20 protein-coding genes are annotated in these 24617 nt (G+C 32.9%); 3 read left to right on the top strand and 17 right to left on the bottom strand.

The features are described 5' to 3' along the window. Positions 1–115 precede the first annotated feature (115 nt). A complete protein-coding gene (locus tag AC23L6_RS04650; protein ID WP_487561198.1) occupies positions 116–472 on the top strand; it encodes a helix-turn-helix domain-containing protein in 357 nt (118 codons plus the stop codon). A 35-nt stretch (positions 473–507) separates the two neighbouring features. Here AC23L6_RS04650 and AC23L6_RS04645 read toward each other — a convergent pair whose 3' ends face one another. The 10 genes from AC23L6_RS04645 to AC23L6_RS04600 form a co-directional block, all read right to left on the bottom strand. Next, positions 508–3249 (bottom strand): gluzincin family metallopeptidase, encoded by a 2742-nt coding sequence (locus AC23L6_RS04645; RefSeq protein ID WP_487561199.1) that lies wholly within the window; start codon positions 3247–3249, stop codon positions 508–510. A 62-nt stretch (positions 3250–3311) separates the two neighbouring features. Continuing rightward, entirely contained in the window at positions 3312–4202 is an 891-nt protein-coding gene (locus AC23L6_RS04640; protein ID WP_487561200.1) for a hypothetical protein, read from the bottom strand. Next, positions 4202–5635, bottom strand: a complete 1434-nt coding sequence (locus AC23L6_RS04635; RefSeq protein WP_487561201.1) for an MBOAT family O-acyltransferase — start codon at positions 5633–5635, stop codon at positions 4202–4204. Before AC23L6_RS04635 ends, AC23L6_RS04640 begins: the two co-directional genes overlap by 1 nt. Before the next feature lie 114 nt (positions 5636–5749). After that, positions 5750–6478 carry an LOG family protein gene (locus tag AC23L6_RS04630; RefSeq protein WP_487561202.1) on the bottom strand — a complete coding sequence of 243 codons (729 nt, stop codon included), beginning with the start codon at positions 6476–6478 and terminating at the stop codon, positions 5750–5752. Positions 6479–6542: 64 nt separating this feature from the next. After that, the gene (gene uvrA / locus AC23L6_RS04625) at positions 6543–9374 is read right to left on the bottom strand and encodes an excinuclease ABC subunit UvrA (RefSeq protein WP_487561203.1); all 2832 of its coding nucleotides are present in this window, start codon (positions 9372–9374) and stop codon (positions 6543–6545) included. Positions 9375–9474: 100 nt separating this feature from the next. Next, positions 9475–10428: a Fic family protein gene (locus tag AC23L6_RS04620; protein WP_487561204.1), complete on the bottom strand. Its 954-nt coding sequence runs from the start codon at positions 10426–10428 to the stop codon at positions 9475–9477. A gap of 61 nt (positions 10429–10489) precedes the next feature. Next, on the bottom strand, positions 10490–12274 hold the full coding sequence (locus AC23L6_RS04615) for a chloride channel protein (protein ID WP_487561205.1): 1785 nt from the start codon (positions 12272–12274) through the stop codon (positions 10490–10492). A gap of 41 nt (positions 12275–12315) precedes the next feature. Next, positions 12316–12984, bottom strand: coding sequence for a DNA alkylation repair protein (locus AC23L6_RS04610; protein WP_487561206.1), 669 nt, complete (start codon positions 12982–12984; stop codon positions 12316–12318). Between the two features lie 12 nt (positions 12985–12996). After that, entirely contained in the window at positions 12997–14676 is a 1680-nt protein-coding gene (ggt, locus tag AC23L6_RS04605) for a gamma-glutamyltransferase (RefSeq protein ID WP_487561207.1), read from the bottom strand. After that, positions 14673–15257, bottom strand: coding sequence for an acyl carrier protein phosphodiesterase (locus AC23L6_RS04600; protein WP_487561208.1), 585 nt, complete (start codon positions 15255–15257; stop codon positions 14673–14675). The genes ggt and AC23L6_RS04600 overlap by 4 nt, the downstream gene beginning before the upstream one ends. 106 nt (positions 15258–15363) lie before the next feature. Between AC23L6_RS04600 and glmM the strand changes: the two genes are divergently transcribed. Then, entirely contained in the window at positions 15364–16767 is a 1404-nt protein-coding gene (glmM, locus tag AC23L6_RS04595; protein WP_487561209.1) for a phosphoglucosamine mutase, read from the top strand. Between the two features lie 22 nt (positions 16768–16789). Here the strand turns inward: glmM and AC23L6_RS04590 are convergent, their stop codons facing one another. From AC23L6_RS04590 to AC23L6_RS04565, 6 genes are all read right to left on the bottom strand, one after another. Continuing rightward, positions 16790–17410: a hypothetical protein gene (locus AC23L6_RS04590; protein WP_487561210.1), complete on the bottom strand. Its 621-nt coding sequence runs from the start codon at positions 17408–17410 to the stop codon at positions 16790–16792. A 31-nt stretch (positions 17411–17441) separates the two neighbouring features. Then, positions 17442–18428: an aldo/keto reductase gene (locus AC23L6_RS04585; RefSeq protein WP_487561211.1), complete on the bottom strand. Its 987-nt coding sequence runs from the start codon at positions 18426–18428 to the stop codon at positions 17442–17444. 203 nt (positions 18429–18631) lie between these two features. After that, complete coding sequence (gene cysM / locus AC23L6_RS04580; RefSeq protein ID WP_487561212.1) at positions 18632–19519, bottom strand: cysteine synthase CysM; 888 nt, start codon at positions 19517–19519, stop codon at positions 18632–18634. Between the two features lie 7 nt (positions 19520–19526). After that, positions 19527–20315, bottom strand: coding sequence for a serine O-acetyltransferase EpsC (gene epsC, locus AC23L6_RS04575; RefSeq protein ID WP_487561213.1), 789 nt, complete (start codon positions 20313–20315; stop codon positions 19527–19529). A gap of 136 nt (positions 20316–20451) precedes the next feature. Further along, complete coding sequence (locus AC23L6_RS04570; protein ID WP_487561214.1) at positions 20452–20949, bottom strand: hypothetical protein; 498 nt, start codon at positions 20947–20949, stop codon at positions 20452–20454. Positions 20950–20951: 2 nt separating this feature from the next. Then, a complete protein-coding gene (locus tag AC23L6_RS04565) occupies positions 20952–21419 on the bottom strand; it encodes a hypothetical protein (RefSeq protein ID WP_487561215.1) in 468 nt (155 codons plus the stop codon). 286 nt (positions 21420–21705) lie between these two features. Here AC23L6_RS04565 and rocD point away from each other — a divergent pair, with 286 nt between their 5' ends. Beyond that, positions 21706–22989, top strand: coding sequence for an ornithine--oxo-acid transaminase (rocD, locus tag AC23L6_RS04560; RefSeq protein ID WP_487561216.1), 1284 nt, complete (start codon positions 21706–21708; stop codon positions 22987–22989). Positions 22990–23143: 154 nt separating this feature from the next. Here the strand turns inward: rocD and AC23L6_RS04555 are convergent, their stop codons facing one another. Next, positions 23144–24529: an OmpA family protein gene (locus tag AC23L6_RS04555; RefSeq protein WP_487561217.1), complete on the bottom strand. Its 1386-nt coding sequence runs from the start codon at positions 24527–24529 to the stop codon at positions 23144–23146. Positions 24530–24617 lie beyond the last annotated feature (88 nt).

Below are 24617 nucleotides of genomic sequence, written 5' to 3'. Positions count from 1 at the left end.
GTACATCATAAATTTTGTATTTTGAGTTATTTATAAAATTAGTTAACATTTTATTAAGATAAGTCATCACAAAATGAATATTTTTTTTCTATTTTTGATATAAAACCATCTGATTATGAATAAGGCCATTGGTAATAAGTTAAAACAATTGCGAAAATCAAATGGTTTTACTCTTGATGAAATTGCAGAACGATTAAATATATCAACTTCAACATACTCAAGAATGGAAAAAGGAGAAACCGCCACATGGACTTCTAAGATTGATAAAATATGTAGTATTTATAAAATTGAAGAAGAAGAATTAATTCTTCCTTTGGAAAAATATATAATTATAAGTGAAAATCAAAAGAGAAATATAATAAGTAATACTGTAGTTAACCAGCTTTCAGAAAAAGTAATAGAATTATATGAAAGAATGATAGTAGAAAAAGATAAGAAGATTGAAGAATTAGAGAAAAAAAAGAAGCGTTGAATTTTAATTCATAACAATTATTCTTTTTCAATTGTTTAAAACCACTTCCTTGTAAAAAGATTCATTAACGTTTTTGGACTTAATGTGATGACAAACCGAATCTTTTCGGAATAATTATTTTGAGATATTTCCCAACCCAAATTGGAATACACAGGAAAATAAAGCTCAAAATAGTCGGTTACAAGATTGAGACGAATACCGCTATCATAGATAAATTCGGGGCTGGTATATTTGTTCTTAACCAATCCAAGATCACCATAAATTTCAATCCAATTCCAAACATTAAAACTCATATTTGATGTTGTTATCCATTGATTGATTGATGATGTCAATACTTTGGATTTGAATCCTCCTTCAGCAAGAATAAATTGTTGACTGAACAATCCCGATGTTTCCGATCGACCAAATAAATTGTGTTCAAAGAGGTAGTCATTTGGTTGAAAAACACCAAAATTATAGGAATTTGTTTTATTATCATTGTATGTGAATGCTCCTGCATACAATCGCAAATTAATTTGACGATTGCTATTGAACAATTTTCGGTATTGAACTTCTCCAGCTACTTTACCAAAACCGCTAGAGAATTGAATATCGGAATTAAAATTCACATGATTGGTTACTTCTGTTTTGGTATTGAAATATTTGAAATTGAATACAGAATAATTTTCATTTGTATCATTAATAATTTTTGAAGGTTCTTTTTCAACAATATTATATCTAAAAATAATGGCCTGTTTTCTATTGTCTCTAAAATTAGATTCTCTAATATTCATAATAACGGCAGGGTTTATTTTCAAATAGGCTGCATCCTGAGCATAATGAAAATAAGAACCGTTCATGGTATATCTTACATTATATAACCTACTTTCTCTGTAATTTTGATTGATACCGAAAGAGAAATTTCCTATCATCATATTTGTTTTTGGTGAGTAGGAAGGGTTAACGTCAAATGTAAATGGTTTATCTAAAATAGTTTTGTTATGAAATCTAATTCCTGGACTTACACCATCATAAAGATTATAAGCTAGCATAGGAACATATAAAATTTGATTGTAATAGGGATCTTCTAAATCCTTCATGAAGGCAAACTTTATGGGTCTGTTAGTAGGAGAGAAGCCTTTTAAAGATTTCCAGTTGTTTCTCAAATTGTATTCTGGCACTTCGTTTTTATAGTTAAGAACTATTTTATCAGCATTTTTTCGCTCTAAGGTAAAAGTGCTGTCATTTTGGATGTCATCGTACCATTTTTTAAAAATAATTTCATTTTTCTTTACTCCATACACGGGTATTGGAACGATTGTTCCTGTTTTATTTTTTATGGTAAAGGAAACGCTGTCTTTTGTTTTGGAAAAGTCACTAAACTTGTAGTCAATAATCGCTCGGGAATCGATGATGGTATTAAAAAACCAATTGATATTTTTATCGGCATTTTTTTTGAGTAATTCTTCAAATAAGGCTCTTGATGTCTGTTTTTGCTTGTTGATAGCATAGAATTGCTTGATAGTGGCGGGAACAATGTCATTTTCTAAATAGTTATCTAAGTATTCAAAACTTAGTCCCGCTCGATATTTTGAGGCAATTTTTTCATTAAAACGAATCAGTTTTTCTTTGGATTCACTCAATGGCTGATCTAAATTTTTTCTCGCCATGAGCATATAGTAGTAACTGTATTGCTCGTTAAAATCAAGATTAATAAGATTGTAACTTTTTAGTAATTTCATCTTAGACAAATTTCCCATCATCTTGGCTTCAGGATGATTTTTCTCAATGTATTGCATCATGATGTAGACTTGAAATCCATCAAAAATCCAATTATCCTTGCGAATATCTATGTTTAAGGTATTCCTAAGATAATTGTTGAGATAGGTTTTTAAAAATTTAAGTTCGTACAAAAATTCGTCTGAAAATGGACTTATAAATGAAGGTAATTGATTTAATCCATAGAATGGATTTCTCTCATAATCTACTTGTGAAACACTAATTTTTTTATGAGGATATTCACCCAGCTCTGCGTTCACAAAATTGACTATTCTATCAATAACGATGGCTTTATGAATGTTATCTAGTTTATTTTCTCTTAAATTGGTTATAACCTCAACAGAATTGTTTTTAAAACTATAAAAGCTTGAAACGGGCTCAAGAAATAGACTGAAATCGAGTCTGTTTTTTCCAAAAAAATGATATTTAGTATTTTCTTTTGTTCTTGTTTTCGCTATCTCATCCAAATCTGAAGTCAATTCGAAATTGAGAGGAATTTTGACTTCGATATCATAATCGGAAAGTCCGTTAGCAATATCATCAAGATTCGCATTGCTGTATTTTACAAATGAATGATTTTCGTATCGGGATGGTGTTAGAAAACAATTCTTGAAATTGATATTGCCATAATTGCCATATCCGTATTTGGTAAACTCATCGCTTGGGAGCTTAATGGTGTAGGTGAGGTATAATCGTATTTTTTCATTGGGAGCCAATTTTTCGTTGAGTTTTAATTCAATTAGATCTACTGCTTCATCTCTATTCCAAACAAGAAATGATTTATTCTCATCAAAAATGGAAATGTTTTTCGTAAATCCTTTGGCCTTATCATTTGCTAGATAAAAACTGCGGCTAAATTCATCAGAGAACCTTTTTGCTAATAATGAATTTTCCGAAGAATAGGAGTTATTCCAATCGTTTAAAATAATGGTCGATAAAGTATCAGTAGATTGATTATAGTATGTTAATTCTTGAAAAACAGAAGCTGTTTTGTCCTGAACATTTATCCCAACAGCCATTTTTGAGTAATGTTGAGCGTGTGCAGAAAAGGTGAATACTAGTAGTATGCAAATTAGTTTATTCAAGGGGTAGTTTTGGGTTTGAAAAAGGCATTGAAAACAATTTTTGTAAATTCTATCGCACCATCTCTATTCATGTGTCCACAGCTAGCAAAATATTTATCATCAGTAACTGCATTTTCAAAGTTATGAATTTCTGGGTAAACAGACTTGATATGATTGAAATAATCTCTGTTAATGGTATTCATGCACATTGGAGTTGTCATTGCAATTAAATTGATGTTGTTTTTTTTACAAATTGCCTTAATTTCTTCATAGGCTTTATTTCTTTTTGGGTAATATTTAGACAAATCTGCAGGAATCAAGTGCTTTTGATTTTTAATCAAAGGATAAAAGCCATCGTTATCTAAAGCATTTGTTTTTTTATGTATAGCAGCATTAAAAGCTTCTTTAAATCCGATTCTAGCATCATAATTCATGTATCTGTAAAACGGAATGTAGAGCAATTTGTTATATTCCGGAATGGTTTTATAATGGTCGCGAATGGTTTTAGAAAAATGCAAATAGGGCATAAACAAAGACCGTATCGCTTCTGAATGATCATTCGTATTGATATTTAAATCGACTTGAAGAATGAGATTCTTGATTTTGTAATTCCGTTCTACCATTAGTTTTAGCATCAAAGCCGACTCATCCAATCGGGAACGAGTAATACCAAAATTGAAGGTTTTGTATCCTTGAGTATTAAAAATTTCAGGAACAAAATGATTGTTAACTCTTGAAGAACCCAGAAAAACCACATCATAATTTTTATCTTTAGAATTGTACAAAAAATCTATTTTACTTCTTGAATTGGAATTTAAATAAATCGCAGTATAGATTACATCTAGCATCACCATTGTCAGTAAAAGAATGGCTAAAGTTTTGGTAATAAATAGTAAAAACTGTTTCATTAAAACTGAAAATAAATAAATTCTTTGTAATCTGAAAAGACACCTAAAGCCAAAATTGCTGCCAGACATAGACTCAATTTAACCCAACTGTATTTTCCTGAAATGGGTTCAATTTTAGTTCGATTATTCCACTCTACAATTACAAATAGTAACACCAAGGGAAGTAAATCATAGTTGTAGCGTTCAATGCTAAAATATTGTTTGCTAAAATTTAAATCCTCAAACATTCTTTGAATATAGGCAAAAGCATCGTGAATGGTTTTTGCTCTGAAAAATATCCAAGCAAAGCAAGTAATCAAAAATGTTAGTAGAATATTGAATATGTTTTTTGCTGATTCTAAATCTAATCCTATTGAAATATCGTCAAGGTTTTTTCTATTCCGTTTTAATAATAAAAGAGGAATAAAATACAAGGCATTAATAAAACCCCAAAAAATGTATGTCCAACTTGCTCCGTGCCAAAAACCACTTACTAAGAAAATGATAAAAGTATTTCTAACCTGAAACCATTTAGAACCTTTGCTTCCTCCCAGAGGAATGTATAAATAATCCCGAAACCAGGTGGTAAGCGAAATGTGCCATCTTCGCCAAAACTCAGCGATATCTCTAGAAAAATAAGGATAATTGAAGTTTTTTAATAGGTCAATTCCAAATAGTTTTGAAGTTCCAAGTGCAATATCGGAATAACCCGAAAAATCCCCATAAATTTGAAAAGCAAAATAAATTGCGCCCAAAAACAAGGAGAAAGAATTCATTGTTGGGTAATGATTGAAAACTTCGTTGGCATAATTAGCACAAGAATCTGCAATCACTACTTTTTTTACTAGACCCCAAAAAATCTGGTAAATCCCTTCTTTGGCTTTTTCAAAATTAAATTCTCTTTTGACTTTTAATTGAGGTAAAAGATGTGTCGCACGCTCTATAGGTCCAGCAACCAAAAGGGGAAAATAACTCACGAATAAGGAATAATCAACGAAATTCTTTTCGGATTGTATTCGTTTATAATAGATGTCAATAATATATGACAAGCCATGAAACGTATAGAATGAAATCCCAACAGGAAGAATCAATTGAAGTAAAATGGGACTAGAATGTAGTCCAAATGAATTCAATAGCTCTGAAAAGGAACTTGCAAAAAAGTTGTAATATTTAAAAATTCCTAGAAAGCCTAGGTTGATAAAAATGCTTAACCAAAGCCAAAATTTTCTTGAAGATGGATTTTCATTTTTTTCGATTTTCAAGGCTCCATAATAACACAATACGGTAGAGAAAATCAACAGAAACAAAAATCGCCAATCCCAGCAGGAGTAGAAGTAATAACTAGCGAGAATCAATACACCATTTTGTGCCGATCTTGATTTGTTACATACAAACCAATACAACACAAAAACAATTGGAAGAAAAATAGCGAAATGTATGGAATTGAAAAACATATATTAAAAATAAACAAAAATCAAATTCCACCCAAGCCAAAGACGAATTAAGCGTAGCTAAATTCCAATCAATTAAAAGTATTGGGATTTGGAATCTAAAATGTTGAATTCTTTCTAGAAATTAGGACTTAGATTGTATTTTTTATAGAAATTATCCAGTGTTTCTAGTACCTCGTCAGCAGAGTCAACAACTTTAAATAAATTTAAATCTTCTGCATTTACTGTTCTTTCTTGCTCGACTAAAACTGCTTTAATCCAATCGATTAATCCAGCCCAAAAACTTGAACCCACAAGAATGATTGGAAACTTACCAATTTTTTTAGTTTGGATTAAAGTTAACGCTTCAAACATTTCGTCTAAAGTTCCGAAACCTCCAGGCATAACCACAAAACCTTGAGAATATTTCACGAAAATTACTTTACGAACAAAGAAATAATCAAAATTCAGGTTTTTATCTTTATCAATGTACGGATTAAAATGTTGCTCGAATGGCAATTCAATATTCAAACCAACAGAAGTCCCACCACCATTGTGAGCTCCTTTATTTCCTGCTTCCATTATACCAGGTCCTCCACCAGTGATTACGCCATATCCAGCTTTACTGATTTTGTAAGCAATTTTTTCGGCTAATTTATAGTATTCGTGCTCAGGCTTAATTCGAGCTGAACCAAAAATAGTTACGCAGGGTCCGATTCGTGCCATGGTCTCATAACCATTAACAAACTCAGACATAATTTTAAAAATTGCCCAACTGTCATTCGTTCTAATTTCGTTCCAAGTTTTTTGTTTCAACTTGTCTTGAATGACTTTTTCCTCATCATTATCAAAATCTTGTAATTTCATATTTTTAATTCATTTTTCAATTAAATTTTTTATAAACAGTATATAAATTCATAAAAAAAGCCCGCTAAAGTAATTCTTTTTTCAAAAACTGAGCAGTGTATCCTTTTTTATTTTTTACAATTTCTTCAGGTGTGCCCTGAGCAACGACTTGTCCGCCACCTTTACCACCCTCTGGACCAATGTCTATGATGTAATCAGCCAATTTAATTACGTCTAAATTATGCTCTATAATTAGAATAGTATTGCCCTTGTCAACTAATTTATTTATTACATCCATTAAAACTCTAATATCTTCAAAATGCAATCCAGTTGTGGGCTCATCCAGAATATACAATGTATTTCCAGTATCTTTTTTAGACAATTCACCGGCTAATTTAATACGTTGGGCTTCACCACCCGAAAGTGTTGTGCTTTGTTGACCTAGAGTGATATAACCCAATCCAACATCTTGAATGGTCTTTACTTTTCGGTAAATTTTCGGAATGTTTTCAAAGAAAGGAACTGCTTCATCAACGGTCATATTTAACACATCTGAAATGGATTTTCCTTTGTAACGAATCTCTAATGTTTCTCTGTTAAAACGTTTGCCCTGACAGGTTTCACATTCTACATATACATCTGGTAAAAAATTCATTTCAATAGTTCGAACTCCAGCACCCTCGCAGGTTTCACATCGACCACCTTTTACATTAAAACTGAAACGTCCCGCTTTGTATCCCCTAATCATACTTTCTGAAGTCATTGTAAATAGATTTCTAATTTCTGTAAAAACTTCGGTGTAGGTTGCAGGATTAGAACGAGGCGTTCTGCCAATAGGGCTTTGGTCAATATCGATAACCTTGTCAATATGTTCTAATCCTTCAATTTTTTTATACGGTTGTGGTTTCTTTACTCCGTTAAAATAAAATTCATTTAAAATAGGGTAGAGTGTTTCATTGATTAAAGTAGATTTTCCGCTCCCAGAAACTCCTGTAACGCATATCATTTTTCCCAAAGGCAATTCTATAGAAACATTTTTGAGATTATTTCCCGTAGCTCCAATTAATTTTAGAAATTTTCCATTTCCTGGGCGTCGTTTTTTAGGAATCTCAATTTTCATCTCTCCATTCAAATACATGGCTGTCGTTGTATGATCTTTCAAAATTTCATCAGGTGTTCCCTTGCTGATAATCTCCCCGCCATATTTTCCAGCTTTTGGACCTATGTCAATAACATAATCGGCTCGCTCAATCATGTCTTTATCGTGTTCCACCACAATCACAGAATTTCCAATATCTCGTAGTTGTTCCAAAGAATGAATCAATTTTTCATTATCCCGTTGATGCAATCCAATACTGGGCTCATCTAAAATGTATAAAACCCCAACCAATTGAGAACCAATTTGAGTAGCCAACCGAATGCGTTGCGCCTCACCACCAGAAAGCGATTTTGAACTTCGGCTAAGAGCCAAATAATTCAATCCTACATTCATCAAAAAATTCAATCGGTCTTTAATCTCTTTAATTATTTCAGAAGCTATAATATTTTGTTTATTAGATAAATATGAATTTATATTTCCGAACCAATTGGTCAAGTCTGAAATGTCTAAATCGCATAACTCTGAAATATTTTTTCCATTAATTTTAAAAAATAGGGCTTCTTTTTTTAATCGAGAACCTTCGCAAACAGGACATTTTACTTCGTCCATAAATTCTTTTGCCCAACGTTTTATGGTAGCCGAACCGCTTTCGTCGTGTTGATTTTTTATGAAATGCGAAATTCCTTCAAATTCAATTTTATATTCTTTAGTAATGCCTAATGTTTTAGATTCTACCGAGAATTTTTCTTTGCCGCCATTCAGTATCATTTCCATGGCTTCCTCAGAAATGGTCTCAATAGCATCTGTTAATTTAAAATTATATTTTTCCCCAATAATCTCTAATTGTTTAAAAATCCAAGACGATTTATATTCGCCCAATGGAGCAAAACCTCCATTTTTAATTGATAAATTTGGGTTAGGAATTATCTTTTTTAAATTAATTTCATTTATTGTACCAAGTCCATTACAATGCTCGCAAGCTCCTTTTGGGGAATTGAACGAAAACAGGTTGGGTTCTGGATTTTGATAGGAGATTCCCGTTGTAGGACACATCAAATTTCTACTAAAAAAGCGAATTTTTTCTGAATCTTGATCAAGTACCATTAAAACATTTTCGCCATGATACATAGCTGTTTTGATACTTTCATTTAATCGTTTTTCATTCTCTGCGGAATCTTCAATTACCATTCTATCAATAACAATTTCAATATCATGAGTTTTGTATCGATCCAATTTCATTCCAGGAGTAATGTCTTTTATTTCTCCATTTATTCTAACTTTCAAAAAACCTTGCTTGGCAATTTGTTGGAATAATTCTCCATAATGTCCTTTTCTAGCTCTAATTACTGGAGCTAAAATATTGATTCGCTTTCCTTTAAAATCATTTGTGATTAGTTCCTTAATTTGTTCGTCACTATACGAAACCATTTTTTCACCCGTGTTATAGCTGTAGGCGTCAGCAGCTCGAGCAAAAAGCAATCGAAGAAAATCATAAATTTCAGTAATGGTACCCACTGTAGATCGGGGGCTTTTACTTGTTGTTTTTTGTTCAATAGCAATTACTGGCGACAGTCCATCAATTTTATCAACATCAGGACGTTCTAATCCGCCTAAGAACTGTCTGGCATAGGCCGAGAAGGTTTCTACATAACGACGTTGTCCTTCGGCATAAATGGTATCAAAAGCCAAAGAAGACTTTCCTGAACCCGAAAGTCCAGTAATGACTACCAATTTCTCTCTTGGAATGGAAACATCGATGTTTTTAAGATTGTGAACTCGCGCTCCTAATACTTCAATAGTATTGTCGTTTTCTAGCATAATTTTTGGCAAAATGCAAAGGTATCATTTTGGTTTATTCTTTTGATACAACGGTTGAGAAGATTTTGTTAAATGGAAAATAAGAAATCGACAACTCAAGTTATCGTTTTCTTTTTCGATTAAGGATGTAGTTTTCTACTGCCTCTCTGGTTGTTAACCAGTTTCGGCCTTCTTTGTAGGCGTCTATTTTACCTTGTCTGGCGAGTAAACTAATGTATTCCTGACCATAGGCCATATTGGGTTCGCTAACTAAATTAGATATTTCAATATATTCTTTATCATTATCTGGTAAAGCATTAATATAAATATTTAAAGTTCTCTCTAAGGCTTGTGACATCAATAAGGTTAATTTTTGATAGTTACCATTATTGGCCTGATTTAAGGCTTCGTAATATTTTTTTCTGTCATTTTTTAAAATTATTGCAGGCGGGAAACCACAACGCATCAAGAGTAAATTCATAGCCAATCGAACTGTTCTTCCATTGCCATCAAAAAAAGGATGAATCCAAACCAATTTGTGATGAAATACAGTAGCCAGTTCAATTGTATTCAGCGATAGCGGATTAGTATTTACAAAATGAATTAAATCATCTAATAAATTCGAAACCTTACTGGCGTTTGGTGGTGTAAAATTTGCGCCAGAAATACGAACTCCACCATTGCGAATTCGACCTGCAAAATCATCTTCGATGGAACGTAAAACTAATCTATGAAGCTCAAGAATATCAATTGAACGCAATATGTATTTATCATTAACTATAGAGTACAAATAGTCAATTGCTTTATCGTGGTTATGCGTTTCAAAATGTTCTCTGAGCGATTTACCTTTAATAGTTATTCCTTCTTGAATAACCATTTGAGTTTCTCGAAGACTTAAAGTATTTCCTTCTATACTATTAGAGTTATACGTCCATTCTATGGATAAACTTTCTTTGATTTTTTGTAAAGCAATAGTAGGCAAAGGTCTGCTGGATTGCAAAATTTGCTTTTTTTCAAACAATCTATCAAAGGTTGTTTGCATCTCTGCTCGATAATCTAAATTAATTTCCCACATAACCCCACAAAGATACAAAAAATATCGGTAATATTAAAAAAAATACTTATCCGATAATAAATTAATCTATTGTCATTGATTTTAATCGGCTTCGATATTCTTCAAGAGCAATTGATTTGGAGATAAATCCAAAATATTTTCCGTTTTTGAGTACTGGTAAGAACGCTACTTTTGAAGTTTCAAATTTGTTCATTACCGTTTCCATACTATCTGAGGGATAGATAATTTCTTTTGGGGCACTCATGACTTCTTTTATAGAGGTATATTTTACTTTAAAAGTACTGAATATAATTTCTCGAATGTCATTAAAATGTATCACTCCCAGCAATTCTTTATCAGAATTAACGACTGCAAATACAACTTGGTTGGAATGTGAAATTAGATCAACTAATTTTTCTAAATTTTCATCAGCTGTAACAGTCAAATAGTCGGTTTGAATTATTTTTTCAGTATCAATTGTCGATAAAATATTCGTGTCTTTATTGCTGGTAAAAGCATTTCCTTTTCGAGCTAAATTTTTTACATCCAATGAATGTTTTTCAAAGCGTTTTGAAATTGCAAAACTTATTGAAGATACAATCATCAAGGGAATCATTAAGTCGTAGCCTCCAGTAATTTCTGCAATAAGAAATATCGCTGTTAGTGGAGCATGAAATAAGCCGCTCAGGATTCCTGCCATACCTACCATGGTAAAATTACTTACAGGTAGTTTTACTATTCCTATTAGACCTAAAAGCTTAGAGAAGAAAAAACCAACATAAGAGCCAAGGAATAGAGAAGGAGCAAAGTTACCTCCATTACCTCCGCTACCAATTGTAATTCCAGTAGCAAAAGCTTTAATCAATACCGCAGAGCCCACAAAAAGAAGTAAAGCCCAATTGTTGTTTCTAAAACTACTGAATAAAGTATTCTCTAATAATTGACCCGGATCGCTCTCGGATAATATTTTTATGCTTTCATAACCTTCTCCAAAAAGAGTTGGAAAAATAAAAATCAATACCGCTAATATAGAAGCACCAAACAGCCCTTTTTTGTATGGAGACATTCGCAATCTTGAAAAAAGATGCTCTACTCTTTGAAAATTTCTAGAATAGTAAACTGAAATAAAACCAGTACATAAACCTAATATAACGTAATATGGGATATTATGATAATTAAAACTTTGCTGCTGTTTAAATGACAAAAGTATCGTCTCATCCAATGCGATTGCAGAAACTAAAGCACCAGTGGCAGCTGCAATCATTATAGGTGTAAATGCAGAAATACTCACATCAACCAACAAGACTTCTATGGCAAATAGAACACCAGCAATGGGTGCATTAAAAGCGGCTGCAATTCCTGCTGCAACCCCACAACCAATGAGAAGTGTACGGTCTTTGTATCGCAATTTATATTTTTGAGCATAATTGGAACCAAATGCAGCACCAGTAATTACAATGGGACTTTCTAAACCAGCAGAGCCTCCTAAACCTACCGTTAGCGAGCTAGTTACAATCTGAGCGTACATCTGTTTTTTAGGAATAATACTTGCTTTTTTAGCAACAGCATATAGAATCTGGGAAGTCCCTTTTTCGATGGTGCCACCTAATACTTTTTTTACAACAAAAACGGTGAGTAAAATTCCCAGTATGGGTAAGATACTATCAATAAAATTCAAATTCAAGATTTTATTAATACGTATGGCAAAAGCGTAAACCCAGTGTGCGAAAGTTTTTAAAACTATTACAGCTATGGCGACAGAAATACCAACCAAAACACTAGACAAGAATATAAATTGCTTGTTAGTGAGCTTACTTTGGCCCCAAACAATAAGTTCTTCTAATTTGTAAAATAATTTTTTAAACATGGGTTTTCTGTGAAAGGGGCAAATTTACCACTAATTTAGCTCTAAGATAAATTTTTCATAGCTTCTTTTCTGCTCAATGCTTTTAATTTTGATTGTCCAACAAAAGCTTTCACTGCTTCAGGATTTGTTTTACCAAATTCTCTCAAAGCCCACCCAATCGCTTTTTGAATAAAAAACGCATTGGATTGTGAATGTTTACTGCATTCCCTGAATAGAATAGTTTGATTTGTTTTTTGTTTATAGCCCAATTGAAACAAAATAGCACTTCTATTTAACCACATATTTTCAGAATTTGAAAATTGCTTAATGACAGTTTCGGTTTCATCGGGAAACTCTAGTAAATATTGACCTAATACAAACTTAGAAATAGTGTCCACACTGTCCCACCAGGAATTGGTTACCAATAGTTTTTCAATGAGATGAATATCCTCTCTTGTATATTTATTTTTTAGCGTTTGAATTAAAATTTCTATGGCACAATAATGAAATTCCCGCTCTTTTTTTAGATATAATTCCGCTGCAATTGTCCTTGAATTAGCTACTATTTCCTCTTTGTTTTTCTTGAAAATAGCTTTAAAAATAGCTCTCCTTTCCTCTGTTTTGATACCGAAAAAAGGGAAATGATTCTTCATATACTTTTCCATAGGAATAGCATCACCATTATTTCTCCTTTCATCAAATGCTGTTTCTAGTTCAGTAATAAAACCCATATTTACTTTTTTTTAATATCCAACGGCCTTATCATCACCTCGATAATCTGCTCCGCCTTCTAAATTGTTATCAGGTAAGACGAATATCGCATCAACTTTTCCAATAACAGGAGTGGTCTTTAGATTGATTGAATAGCCTTTTTTACTTAAATTGGAAATAACCTCTTCTGAAAATCCTTTTGGGTCGAGAATAACTTCATCAGGTAACCATTGATGATGAAATCGAGGAGCATTCACAGTCTCTTGCATACTCATTTTGTATTCGTAAACATTTAGAATCGTTTGTAAAACTGAAGTAATAATTGTAGAACCTCCCGGAGTGCCGAGTACCATAGAGAGTTTGCCGTTTTTTTCAATGATGGTCGGAGTCATAGAGCTCAACATTCTTTTTTCTGGTGCAATACTATTCGCTTCTGCGCCAACTAAACCATAGGAATTTGCTGCACCTGGTTTAGCACTAAAGTCATCCATTTGATTATTGAAAAAAAAGCCTAATTCGTCACAATATAATTTGGAACCATACGCTCCATTTAAAGTTGTGGTGGCTGAAACCGAGTTTCCTTCAGTGTCAATTATGGAATAATGTGTGGTTTCGTTACTTTCTGAAATGGTGATGTTACCGTGTGAAACTTCTGAAGAAGGTGTCGCTTTATTCCAATCAAAAGATTTCATTCTATTTTTTAAATAACGTCTGTTAAGTATTTTATTTTGAGGAATTTTAATGAAATCAGGGTCACCAAGAAAATAATTCCTATCAGCATAAGCCCTGCGTTCCGCTTCCGTGATAATTTGTATTGATTTTTCAGAATTATGCCCGAATTTTGAAAGTGAATAAGGCTCAATCATTTTCATTATTTGCCCTAAAGTAATTCCTCCACTAGATGGTGGAGACATGGAAATAACTTTTAAATCTTTGTATGCAAAAGTGATGGGAGTTCTCCATTTGGCTTCGTATTTTGACAAATCGTCCAAGGAGATAATGCCTCCATTTTTTTGTATAAATGCAACCATTTTTTCTGCTGTTTCTCCTTTATAAAATTCATCCTTACCCTTTTGCATGATTCGGGTTAATGTTGCTGCTAATGCCGGATATTTTATAGTATCTCCAGTCTTATATGGATGCGCTAGAAGCGTTTCTTTTCCACTAATTCTAATGATATCGACATAGTAAGTTTGCAATTGTTTTTCTTGTTTAGGGGTTACAATAATCCCTTTTTTAGCCAAATCAATCACGGGCTTCATAATTTCTTCAATGGAAAGTTTTCCGAATTTTTCATGAACAGCAAAAATTCCAGCAATAGTCCCAGGAACGCCAATGGCCAATGCGCCGTTTACGCTTAAATTAGGAATTATAGTCCCATTTTTATCCAGATACATGTCTTTTGAAGCTAACAAAGGGGCTTTTTCTCGGTAGTCTAAAGCTCCTATTTCGCCATTTGCTTTTCTGTACACCATAAAACCACCACCACCAATATTGCCTGCATAGGGGTAAGCAACTGCCAATGCTAATTCTGTTGCCACCATAGCATCAAAGGCGTTGCCTCCTTGTTTCATAATACTAACACCAATTTGTGATGCTTCCTCTCGAGCAGAAACGACCATCGCTTTTGAAGCAATGAGTCCAGTTTGAGCCACTATTTTAGCAGAAAGTAAACAAAGTAAAATAGAAAAAAGCAACATTCTTTTTCTCATAGTGAAAGTAATTTTTCTGAACAATAAGCCCTCAATTCTTCAAAAAACAAAGTAAATTCTTCTTCAAATTCAGTATAAAACAACTTTAAATCTTCAATTGAAAAACGCATGTTGGAGTTGTTTTTTATTCGATGATCCATTTGGGTTAGAATACGTTCTATACCAGTTACCGTTTCATAGCTTACCAACCAATTGTATTGCATCATATAAGGCAGCATTCCTTTGGTTTTATCCGTTAGCATTTCATGATTATCTTGTAAGGATTGATAAAAATTTTCAGCAAAAGAGACCAAGTCTTCCGATGTATAGCGCGTCCAATTTTTAGCCAGAAAATGGTCGTAAAACACATCTACAATAACCCCTGAATAGTGATGAAACTTTCCATGTAAACGTTTTGTACTTTCTCTAAAAATAGGGTGAGCATCGGTGAAGGTATCAATAGCGCGATGCAAGACGATGCCTTTTTGAACATCAGGAGGAAAACGTTCAAAATGCTTACCACGAATCCCATCGGCCATGAAATTGCCAATTTTAATCAAACTATTGTCTCCCGAAAGATAGATGTGTGCTAGAAAGTTCATTCGTCTACTATAACAATTTTAATTTTCAAAAGACTTTTATTATCCTTCAATTATTATATTTGTCAGCAAGTTAAACTTTATAATTCAAAATTTAAAATAAATACCAATGACTTTAATAAAATCAATATCAGGAATTCGAGGAACTATAGGCGGGAAAGTAGGCGATAATCTTACTCCTGTTGATGCTGTAAAATTCGCTTCGGCCTATGGAACATTTTTAAAAAACAGTAGAGATTCTTCCTCACGTCAGAATGACAAATTAAAGGTTGTTATAGGTCGCGACGCTCGTATTTCTGGCCCCATGATACATAATTTGGTAGTAAATACCTTGATTGGTTTAGGAATCGATGTTATTGATTTAGGGCTTTCTACGACGCCAACTGTAGAAGTGGCTGTTCCTCTAGAAAAAGCCGACGGTGGAATTATCCTAACCGCCTCTCACAATCCGAAACAATGGAATGCCTTGAAATTATTGAACGAAAAAGGTGAATTTTTAAGCGGAGCCGAAGGAGAAAAAATTCTTGAAATTGCCGAAGCCGAAGCCTTTGATTTTTCTGATGTGGATAGCCTTGGAACCGTTACTGTAAACGATGCTTACATGGACATTCATATTGATGAAGTATTGGAATTACCTCTAGTAGATGCCGATTTGGTAAAAACCAAAAAGTTCAAAGTGGTGGTAGATGCCGTAAATTCATCGGGAGGGATTATTATTCCAAACCTGCTGGAGCAAATGGGAGTAGAGGTGGTTAAACTGTACTGTGAACCCAATGGTCATTTTCCTCACAATCCAGAACCTTTAAAAGAACATCTTGGAGATATCTGCCAATTAGTTATCGATGAAAAAGCCGATTTCGGGATTGTGGTAGACCCTGATGTAGATAGATTGGCTTTTATTTCAAATGATGGAGAAATGTTTGGAGAAGAATATACGCTTGTGGCTTGTGCCGATTATGTATTGAGCAAAACTCCAGGAAACACGGTGTCTAATATGAGTTCATCACGTGCGTTGCGCGATATAACCAACAAATACCACGGAAAGTACGAGGCGAGTGCAGTAGGCGAGGTGAACGTGGTAGAATTGATGAAGAAAAATAATGCCATTATTGGGGGTGAAGGAAACGGCGGAATCATTTATCCAGAGTTGCATTACGGACGCGATAGCTTGGTGGGTGTGGCTTTGTTCTTAACCTATTTAGCCAATCAAGACAAAACAGTTGCCGAATTACGAGCCAGTTACCCACAATATTACATGAGCAAAAACAAAATCGAATTGACGCCTCAAATTGATGTAGATGCGATTCTTGTTGCCATGACCGAGAAATATAAAAATGAAAACATCACGACCATTGACGGTGTAAAAATTGACTTTGCCGAAAACTGGGTGCATTTGCGTAAATCCAATACGGAACCTATTATTAGAATTTATACCGAAGCCGCTACCCAACAACTAGCCGATGACTTGGCAATTAGAATTATAAATGAGATTAAGGTTATAGCTGGGATTTAATTATATGTAAATTATAACTAATTTACAACTCTTTAGTAAAAGTGCCGGGACTAACTTCTTTAAATCCTAATTTTTTAAGGTATTTGAAATAGTTTTGATTATTGCCTTTGGCAACCACACTGGTATATCCAGCGTCGATAAATTTTTGTTTGAGTTTGAAGTATACGTATTTCCCGTTTTTAAAATCTTTGTATTCCGGCAATACATAATCTAAACCCACATGAAGCACCGTTTCGTTTTCGCGATGTGCTAAAAACATTCCAGCTACAGCTGTATTTCGCAATATAAAGAAGCTGACGGTATTTCTATCGGGATTGTATTGGAATCCAGGTAGTATTTTTTGAATTCGAGCATCATGAAATTTTAAAAATAATTTGAGGTATTCACTTTCAGAATTTATTTCTAGTATTTCAAATGTCTCTTTTTTGGAATAAATGTTTATCAAATAGTAAACATCTACCAACACAATTATTCCGTTAAGAATACCAACAGGGTAGGCGTGAATCAAAAAGCCATAAGTAGAAAACAGTAGTGCCCCTCCCAGATTAATCCATCTAAACTTGATAATTGAATTCATCATCATGGATACCATTATCATTACGGATGCAACATAGCCCATCCATTGTAAAAAGTCGATTTGCATAACACTTAATATTTTTAGTAAAGATATTGAATTACCAAAGCTGGTGAACTTCTGTTTTTATATACTGCTCATAAACAGCATTCATGGCAGTTATTTTTTCTGGTGTTAGCTCAGGCATCCCATAAAGTGAAAGGTTTGACATTACATGACTCGCTTTTGATGATCCCGGAATAATACAACTTATTTCGTGATGGGATAAAATCCATTGAAGGGCGAATGGTGCTAGATTCGTTGCTTCAGGAAAAATCTCTTTTAATGCTTGAACAGCTTTTAGTCCCAAGTCGTAATTAATACCCGAAAAGGTTTCACCTTTGTCAAATGCAGCACCATCACGATTAAAGTTGCGATGGTCCTGGTCTCCAAAATTAGTTTTGGAATCAAATAATCCAGTCAATAATCCGCTGGCTAAAGGGACTCTCGCAATAATTCCAATGTCTTTCTTTTGTGCCTCCGAAAAAAACAATTCCGATGGACGTTGGCGAAAAAGATTAAAAATTATTTGAACGGATGTAACATTAGAAAATTCAATCGCTTTTATAGCTTCTTCAACTTTTTCTACACTGACTCCTAAATTTAAAATTTTACCTTGTTCTTTCAATCTATCAAATAATTCGAAAATTTCGGGTCTGTAAAATACTTGATTGGGTGGACAATGCAATTGAATGAGATCCAATGTTTCTAATCCCATTCTTTTGAGGCTATCTTCTACAAATTTTTGAAGTGCTTTGGGCTGATATCCTTCATTCACATGCGGATTTATGTGTCGACCACACTTAGTAGCTACATATATTCTTTCGGAACGGGAGCGAACAACTCGACCTACTGCAGTTTCACTGAGTCCGTTTTCATAAACATCGGCTGTATCAATAAAATTTACACCGTTGTCTATAGCGGTATGAAGTAGTTCATCGGCTGTTTTATCATTAAATGGTGATCCCCATTTTCCGCCAACCTGCCAAGTACCAAGTGCTATTTCAGAAATATTGAAATTTGTTTTTCCAAGTTTACGATAGTTCATTTTGTTTTTTTATAATTTATAAAAAGGGTACTAGAAATGTTATGAACATTTAATTTTTTTCAAGCCATTGAGATATTCATGGTTACATTGAGTGAAATGCAAAGCTTGATTATTTTAGAGACTTAAAACAGGTGTAAATTTATTTTAATTGTTTTAACCTACAAACAAAAATCAATAGAACCAATTTTATTTTTTTACAAAAATTAGTCAAATAAATCAGAAGACAGATACCTATCTCCACGATCACAAATAATAGCTACTATAACTCCAGATTCTATTTGGTTAGCTATTTTGAGCGCCGCAGCAACCGAACCTCCGCTGCTCATTCCTGCAAAAACGCCCTCCTCACGTGCTAATCGTTTAGTCATTTCACGCGCCTCTTGTTCGCTAACTTCTATTATGGTGTCTACTTTTGAAGCGTCGAAGATTTTAGGTAAATATTCTTGAGGCCATTTTCGTATTCCCGGAATTTGTGAACCATCACTAGGCTGTGCTCCAATGATTTGAATGTTTGGATTTTTTTCTTTTAGATAGGTTGATGTACCCATAATGGTTCCTGTAGTTCCCATTGCGGAGACAAAATGAGTCACACTACCTTCAGTATCGTTCCATATTTCAGGACCTGTAGTTTTGTAATGTGCTTTCCAGTTATCGTCGTTAGAAAATTGATTTAACATGAGATAACCGCCTTCTGCCACTTTTTTATCTGCATAATCTCTAGAACCAATAATTCCTTCTTTTGCAGGTGTCAAAATTACTGTTGCTCCATAGGCTTGCATCGTTTGTGTTCGCTCTTTCGTGGCATCCTCAGGAAGTACTAGTTCAATTTCTATATTGAATAATTTAGCAATCATGGCTAGAGCAATACCTGTGTTACCACTAGTAGCCTCGATTAGTTTATCTCCTTTTTTAATGTCTCCTCTTTCTATTGCTGACGCAATCATATTATAAGCAGCACGATCTTTAACACTGCCTCCAGGATTATTCCCTTCAAGTTTCAATAAAAGTTTTACATTTTTATTTCTTAATAGGGTAGTTGTTTCCATCAAAGGAGTGTTTCCTACCAAGTCTAATAATCTCTTAGGCTTCATTCGCTTTTTATAATTCTTTTATTTTTACTTCTGTAATGGTAGTATTGGTTACAACTGAATTTGAAGGAATGGATTTTGTAATCCAAGTATTACCACCTATGATGCTATTTTTACCAATGGTTGTTCCTCCTCCTAATATGGTTGCATTAGCATAGATACACACATTTTTTTCAACAGTTGGATGTCTCTTGGAGTTTTTCATGTCCTTATTAACACTCAATGCTCCAAGAGTAACGCCTTGGTATATTTTTACATTCTTTTCTATAACGGTTGTTTCCCCTATTACGATTCCAGTTGCATGATCAATAAAAAAAGGTGAAGCAATAGTCGCTCCAGCATGAATATCGGTACCTGTTATTCGATGAGCATATTCACTCATTATTCTCGAAAATAACAGTAAATCAAGCAAATAGAGTTCATGACTTAATCTATAAATTGCAATAGCATAAAAACCAGGATAAGCCAAATAAATCTCCTCAATAGTATTTGATGCAGGATCATTTTCTAAGATATAGGCTGCGTCTTGATTTAATTTTTCGAGTACAATTGGTAATTTCTCAAGAAATTTTTCCCAAACTGAATCACAAAGTTCATTTGTTTTTTTGCAAGCTATTGAAGCTATTTCTTTGAATTGTTTTTCGATTTCGTCAATGCTTTTGTCTAAAGGAGCATTGGAATCAAACAAGGTATAGAATAATTTTTCTGTAAAAGTCTCTGTTTTTGTTTTAATACCATAATTCAGACAAGAGTGATTCTTTAATGAATTGATGCTATTGATAATCTGGTTTTTTGACACAATTGTAAAATTGATTGTTAATAGAATGGGATAAAAGTAAGACGTTTTTTAGTAACTATCTATACTTAATAAAATTATATCAATTGTATGATAAAAAGATTTTGAAAATAAACGTTATCGTTTATCGGAATGGAATCTAGTATTTTATATCGAAGCTTCCTTCAGAAACTAAAATCGATTCGGATTTAAAATTTAAAAGTCTACCTGAAAAAGTTCCTTTTAAATTATTTTCAGAATTCTCTGTTACGTCAATACTGAATTTGTCTCTATCGAATCTTCTTACGTATTGATAATCAGTTCCAACATCGTCAGGGTCACTTGGGTCAATATCACCAGTATAAGCAAAATAATAGCAAGTTTCAGTTCCTATTTCTTTGTCTGCTAGTCGGATTATAATTCTTTTAGTTGCATCATTACTGATTGTTAAAGTAGCTACCAAGTCAGTGTACGGAGGATTTCCGTTGGTTGGAACAATATTTTCTTTTTCAATCTTAACTGTATCAAAATAAAGAGGGACTCCATTGATATTAGCTCTCAAAGCAATAACTTTTGTGTCTGCAGGATTATTACCTGAATCACAAGAAAAGAAAACAACAGAAAATATAACTATAAAAAAAGCTATTATTTTTTTCATTTTTATTTTATTTGGTAAACAATATCAAAACTTCCTCCGGTAATTACAACTGAACCAGTTCCTTCATATTCGGCAACTGTACCAACAATTGTCCCTCTAAGTTTGTTGGCAATATTTTCAGTAACATCAACTACTAATGAGCTATTATCTCTCGGATTAATAATATAATAGGTATCTCCATCAACATACTGGAATTCAAAGCATGGCTCAGTTCCTGTTGCTAAATATTCCATTTCTAAAATAATTTTTTTAGAAGGATCTCCACTTTTTGTTGCTGTCACTTGAATATCAGAATATCCGTCATCAGGATAATCTGTTTTTTCAATATTAAAGGTATCAAAAACAATTTCAGTACCATTTATAGTGGCTTTTAAAAAATTAGTAGATTGAGAATCGTCATTATCTTTAGAATCGCAAGATGATAAAAAGGCGAATACAAATAGGGTAAATAATACAAATATCTTTTTCATTATAAATCTTTTTTTACAAATTTATATAAAGTTACAAATATAAATGAGTAGAATTTCTTTAAGTTATCTACATTTTATTAAGAATTACTAATATGAAATAAAAATAAACTATAAATTGAATAAGTCCCATTTTTGTAACATGAATATTCAAAATAATTATGTTTGATTCTCAAAATAAAGAGTTATTTGAATATAAATCTTAGATAATATTCATTAATTTTGAAAAAAAAAGATGATTTCTCTCTACAAGTAGGAATTGTAACTATAAATTTTTAAAATAATTACAATGTCAGTAATCGAAAAAGCAAAGTCGCAGGTTTTAATTGATTTGGAAGATAAATATGGTGCTCACAATTACAATCCTTTACCTGTAGTTTTGAGTAGGGGTGAAGGAGTTTATGTGTGGGATGTTGATGGAAAAAAATATTATGATTTCTTGTCAGCCTATTCGGCAGTAAATCAAGGTCATTGCCATCCGAAGATAGTTGATGCAATGGTAAAACAAGCACAGACACTAACGCTCACTTCTCGAGCTTTTTATAACAATCAATTAGGACCTTATGAAGCCTATATGGCTAACTATTTTGGTTTTGATAAAGTTTTGCCCATGAACACTGGAGCAGAAGCTGTTGAAACTGCATTAAAATTAGCACGTAAATGGGCTTATGAAGTAAAAGGAATAGCCGAACAAGAGGCAAAAATTATTGTTTGTGATGGAAATTTTCATGGTAGAACAACTACTATTATTTCATTTTCTAATGATGAGAATGCTCGCAAAAATTTTGGTCCCTACACAGAAGGTTTTATAAAAATCCCTTATAATTCTATCGAAGCTCTGGAAAAAGTTCTAGAATCTACAACTAATATTGCAGGATTTTTGGTTGAGCCTATACAAGGAGAAGCTGGAGTTTATACACCAGAGGATGATTATATGATGTTAGCTAAAGAATTATGTAACAAACACAATGTGTTGTTTATAGCTGATGAAATTCAAACTGGAATTGCTCGCACAGGTTCATTATTGGCAGTTTGTGGTAATTGTACCTGTGAAAATCATTGTGAGAGACAGGCCAATTTTTATGCAACTCCTGACATTCTAATCCTTGGCAAGGCTTTATCTGGTGGAGCTTATCCTGTTTCAGCAGTTTTGGCAAATAATTCAATTATGAATGTAATCAAACCAGGTCAGCATGGATCTACCTTTGGTGGAAATCCTGTCGCTGCAGCAGTTGCTATGGCTGCATTAGAGGTTGTTAAAGAGGAACGTTTAGCGCAAAATGCTCAATCACTTGGAAAATTGTTTAGAAGCAAATTAAATGAATACATAAAAACGAGCTCAATTGCAAGTTTAGTTAGAGGAAGAGGATTACTTAATGCAGTTGTTATTAATGATACTGAAGAAAGCGATACAGCTTGGAAAATATGTTTAGCTTTACGAGATAATGGTCTTTTAGCAAAACCTACTCATGGAAACATTATCCGATTTGCTCCTCCATTAGTAATGAATGAAGAGCAATTATTAGATTGTGTTTCTATAATCATAAATACTTTAAAACAATTTGAGATATAGAATTATCTTTCTATGATTAAATCAAGTAAGCAAAAAAATATTTATTTGTTATAACCTTATATTGATATAATAGAAAAATATGGAATAATTTATAAATAAAAAAGCCTCTGATTTCAGAGGCTTTTTTGTAGATAAAGATTTTATTATCTATTAATTATTTAATTTTGAAAGTAACTTTTCGAACTAATCTTCTAGCTTCAGGAGATTTAGGATCTACTGACTTATCAATTCCGCCAGGAATTACATTCAATCTGTATGGATTAATTCCAGATTTAATCAAAATGTCTTTAACGGCATTTGCTCTGTTAGTAGCTAATTTCTCATTGTATTTAGTTCTTCCAATTTCATCAGCATGTCCAACAATATCTACACTAGCTGTAGGATTTGCTCTTAGATAATTTAATACATAACCAATTCCGTCAGATGACATATCTGTTGGTTTTACAACATTAAATTCAAAATAAGCAGCTACATATCCTTCATTGATTAATTTTTTAATTAGTTCAGAATTAGCACCCTCTATAGTATTATTAATTTCAGATTTATCGATGTATGAATTCGCTAAGTATTTCTCCAACTCATCTGGCACACCATTTTTGTTAATATCAATCATTCTACCTTTAGTATCTACCGCAACACCTGCTATAGAATTGTTTTCGATATCTAAATAATCAGGAACACCATCTTTGTCAACATCATTCATCATGGCTTCTAATTCACCTATTTTTTTGTCTAAAGCATCTAATGCCTCCATTTCCTTGCTAGTAATTATAGCCCAATCTCCATGTAAATCATCTTTACCGAATGAATAGGTTAAACCAACAGAAAGATTTGACATTTGTCCAGTTAAATTATAAAGAGCTCTATCTGCTTGAACACCATTCCAAGTGTAATGTTGTCTGAAATTTAAAAACATGCTATAATCAACTATAACTGAAAAATCTTTAAAAACTCTGAATTCAGGAGAGATACCAATAACTACACCACCATCATCCTCAGTATGATTGTACCATGGATTTGAAATATCATATGCTTTTGTAGTCTTATTATATAAGTTTTCATTTTTAGGAGTACGTTGAGACACTTGAAGTCCTCCATGAATCAAGAAATTAAATCTTCCTAATTCTTTTTCAATATTAAAAAGCCTAGCTGAATTTATAACCCCTTGAACACTTATTCTGTATTGTTGCATTTTAAAATCCAAACTTTCTGATCCTTTAGAGTTTTGCATCAAGTCTGAATTAAAATCCAATTTAATTCCAAATTTAGGACTAAACATATAACGAGCACCAACTCCCCAATTATTAAATTTATAAGTACCAAAATAATGCTCAGGATTACTAGAGAAATAACCTTCACTATATGGTTTTATACCCTTACTTTGACCAGCATTTACTTCAACAGTCCATTTATTGTAGGTGTTTTTTACAATTTTGGCATCATTTGCTTCATTTGAAATCTCTTTTTTATCTTTTTCTTGTGCAATACCATTTGTTATTGCTAGTAAGCTAAAAGTTAATAATAATAAACTTTTTTTCATAGTTTGTTTAAATTAGTGCGAATAATGAATTTATAATCTTGACAGATATTTTGCAAATATAAGATTTTAGTTTAAAAATACAATGTTT

The organism is Flavobacterium sp. R1_16 (genome assembly GCF_057652095.1).
This window is presented reverse-complemented; position numbering and strand designations above follow the sequence as displayed.

What these genes read in the sequence shown, in the direction of transcription:
- AC23L6_RS04650 (WP_487561198.1), top strand. Translation starts at nt 116, where the DNA reads ATGAATAAGGCCATTGGTAATAAGTTAAAACAATTGCGAAAATCAAAT.
- AC23L6_RS04645 (WP_487561199.1), bottom strand. Translation starts at nt 3,249, where the DNA reads ATGGCTGTTGGGATAAATGTTCAGGACAAAACAGCTTCTGTTTTTCAA.
- AC23L6_RS04640 (WP_487561200.1), bottom strand. Translation starts at nt 4,202, where the DNA reads ATGAAACAGTTTTTACTATTTATTACCAAAACTTTAGCCATTCTTTTA.
- AC23L6_RS04635 (WP_487561201.1), bottom strand. Translation starts at nt 5,635, where the DNA reads ATGTTTTTCAATTCCATACATTTCGCTATTTTTCTTCCAATTGTTTTT.
- AC23L6_RS04630 (WP_487561202.1), bottom strand. Translation starts at nt 6,478, where the DNA reads ATGAAATTACAAGATTTTGATAATGATGAGGAAAAAGTCATTCAAGAC.
- uvrA (WP_487561203.1), bottom strand. Translation starts at nt 9,374, where the DNA reads ATGCTAGAAAACGACAATACTATTGAAGTATTAGGAGCGCGAGTTCAC.
- AC23L6_RS04620 (WP_487561204.1), bottom strand. Translation starts at nt 10,428, where the DNA reads ATGTGGGAAATTAATTTAGATTATCGAGCAGAGATGCAAACAACCTTT.
- AC23L6_RS04615 (WP_487561205.1), bottom strand. Translation starts at nt 12,274, where the DNA reads ATGTTTAAAAAATTATTTTACAAATTAGAAGAACTTATTGTTTGGGGC.
- AC23L6_RS04610 (WP_487561206.1), bottom strand. Translation starts at nt 12,984, where the DNA reads ATGGGTTTTATTACTGAACTAGAAACAGCATTTGATGAAAGGAGAAAT.
- ggt (WP_487561207.1), bottom strand. Translation starts at nt 14,676, where the DNA reads ATGAGAAAAAGAATGTTGCTTTTTTCTATTTTACTTTGTTTACTTTCT.
- AC23L6_RS04600 (WP_487561208.1), bottom strand. Translation starts at nt 15,257, where the DNA reads ATGAACTTTCTAGCACACATCTATCTTTCGGGAGACAATAGTTTGATT.
- glmM (WP_487561209.1), top strand. Translation starts at nt 15,364, where the DNA reads ATGACTTTAATAAAATCAATATCAGGAATTCGAGGAACTATAGGCGGG.
- AC23L6_RS04590 (WP_487561210.1), bottom strand. Translation starts at nt 17,410, where the DNA reads ATGCAAATCGACTTTTTACAATGGATGGGCTATGTTGCATCCGTAATG.
- AC23L6_RS04585 (WP_487561211.1), bottom strand. Translation starts at nt 18,428, where the DNA reads ATGAACTATCGTAAACTTGGAAAAACAAATTTCAATATTTCTGAAATA.
- cysM (WP_487561212.1), bottom strand. Translation starts at nt 19,519, where the DNA reads ATGAAGCCTAAGAGATTATTAGACTTGGTAGGAAACACTCCTTTGATG.
- AC23L6_RS04570 (WP_487561214.1), bottom strand. Translation starts at nt 20,949, where the DNA reads ATGAAAAAAATAATAGCTTTTTTTATAGTTATATTTTCTGTTGTTTTC.
- AC23L6_RS04565 (WP_487561215.1), bottom strand. Translation starts at nt 21,419, where the DNA reads ATGAAAAAGATATTTGTATTATTTACCCTATTTGTATTCGCCTTTTTA.
- rocD (WP_487561216.1), top strand. Translation starts at nt 21,706, where the DNA reads ATGTCAGTAATCGAAAAAGCAAAGTCGCAGGTTTTAATTGATTTGGAA.
- AC23L6_RS04555 (WP_487561217.1), bottom strand. Translation starts at nt 24,529, where the DNA reads ATGAAAAAAAGTTTATTATTATTAACTTTTAGCTTACTAGCAATAACA.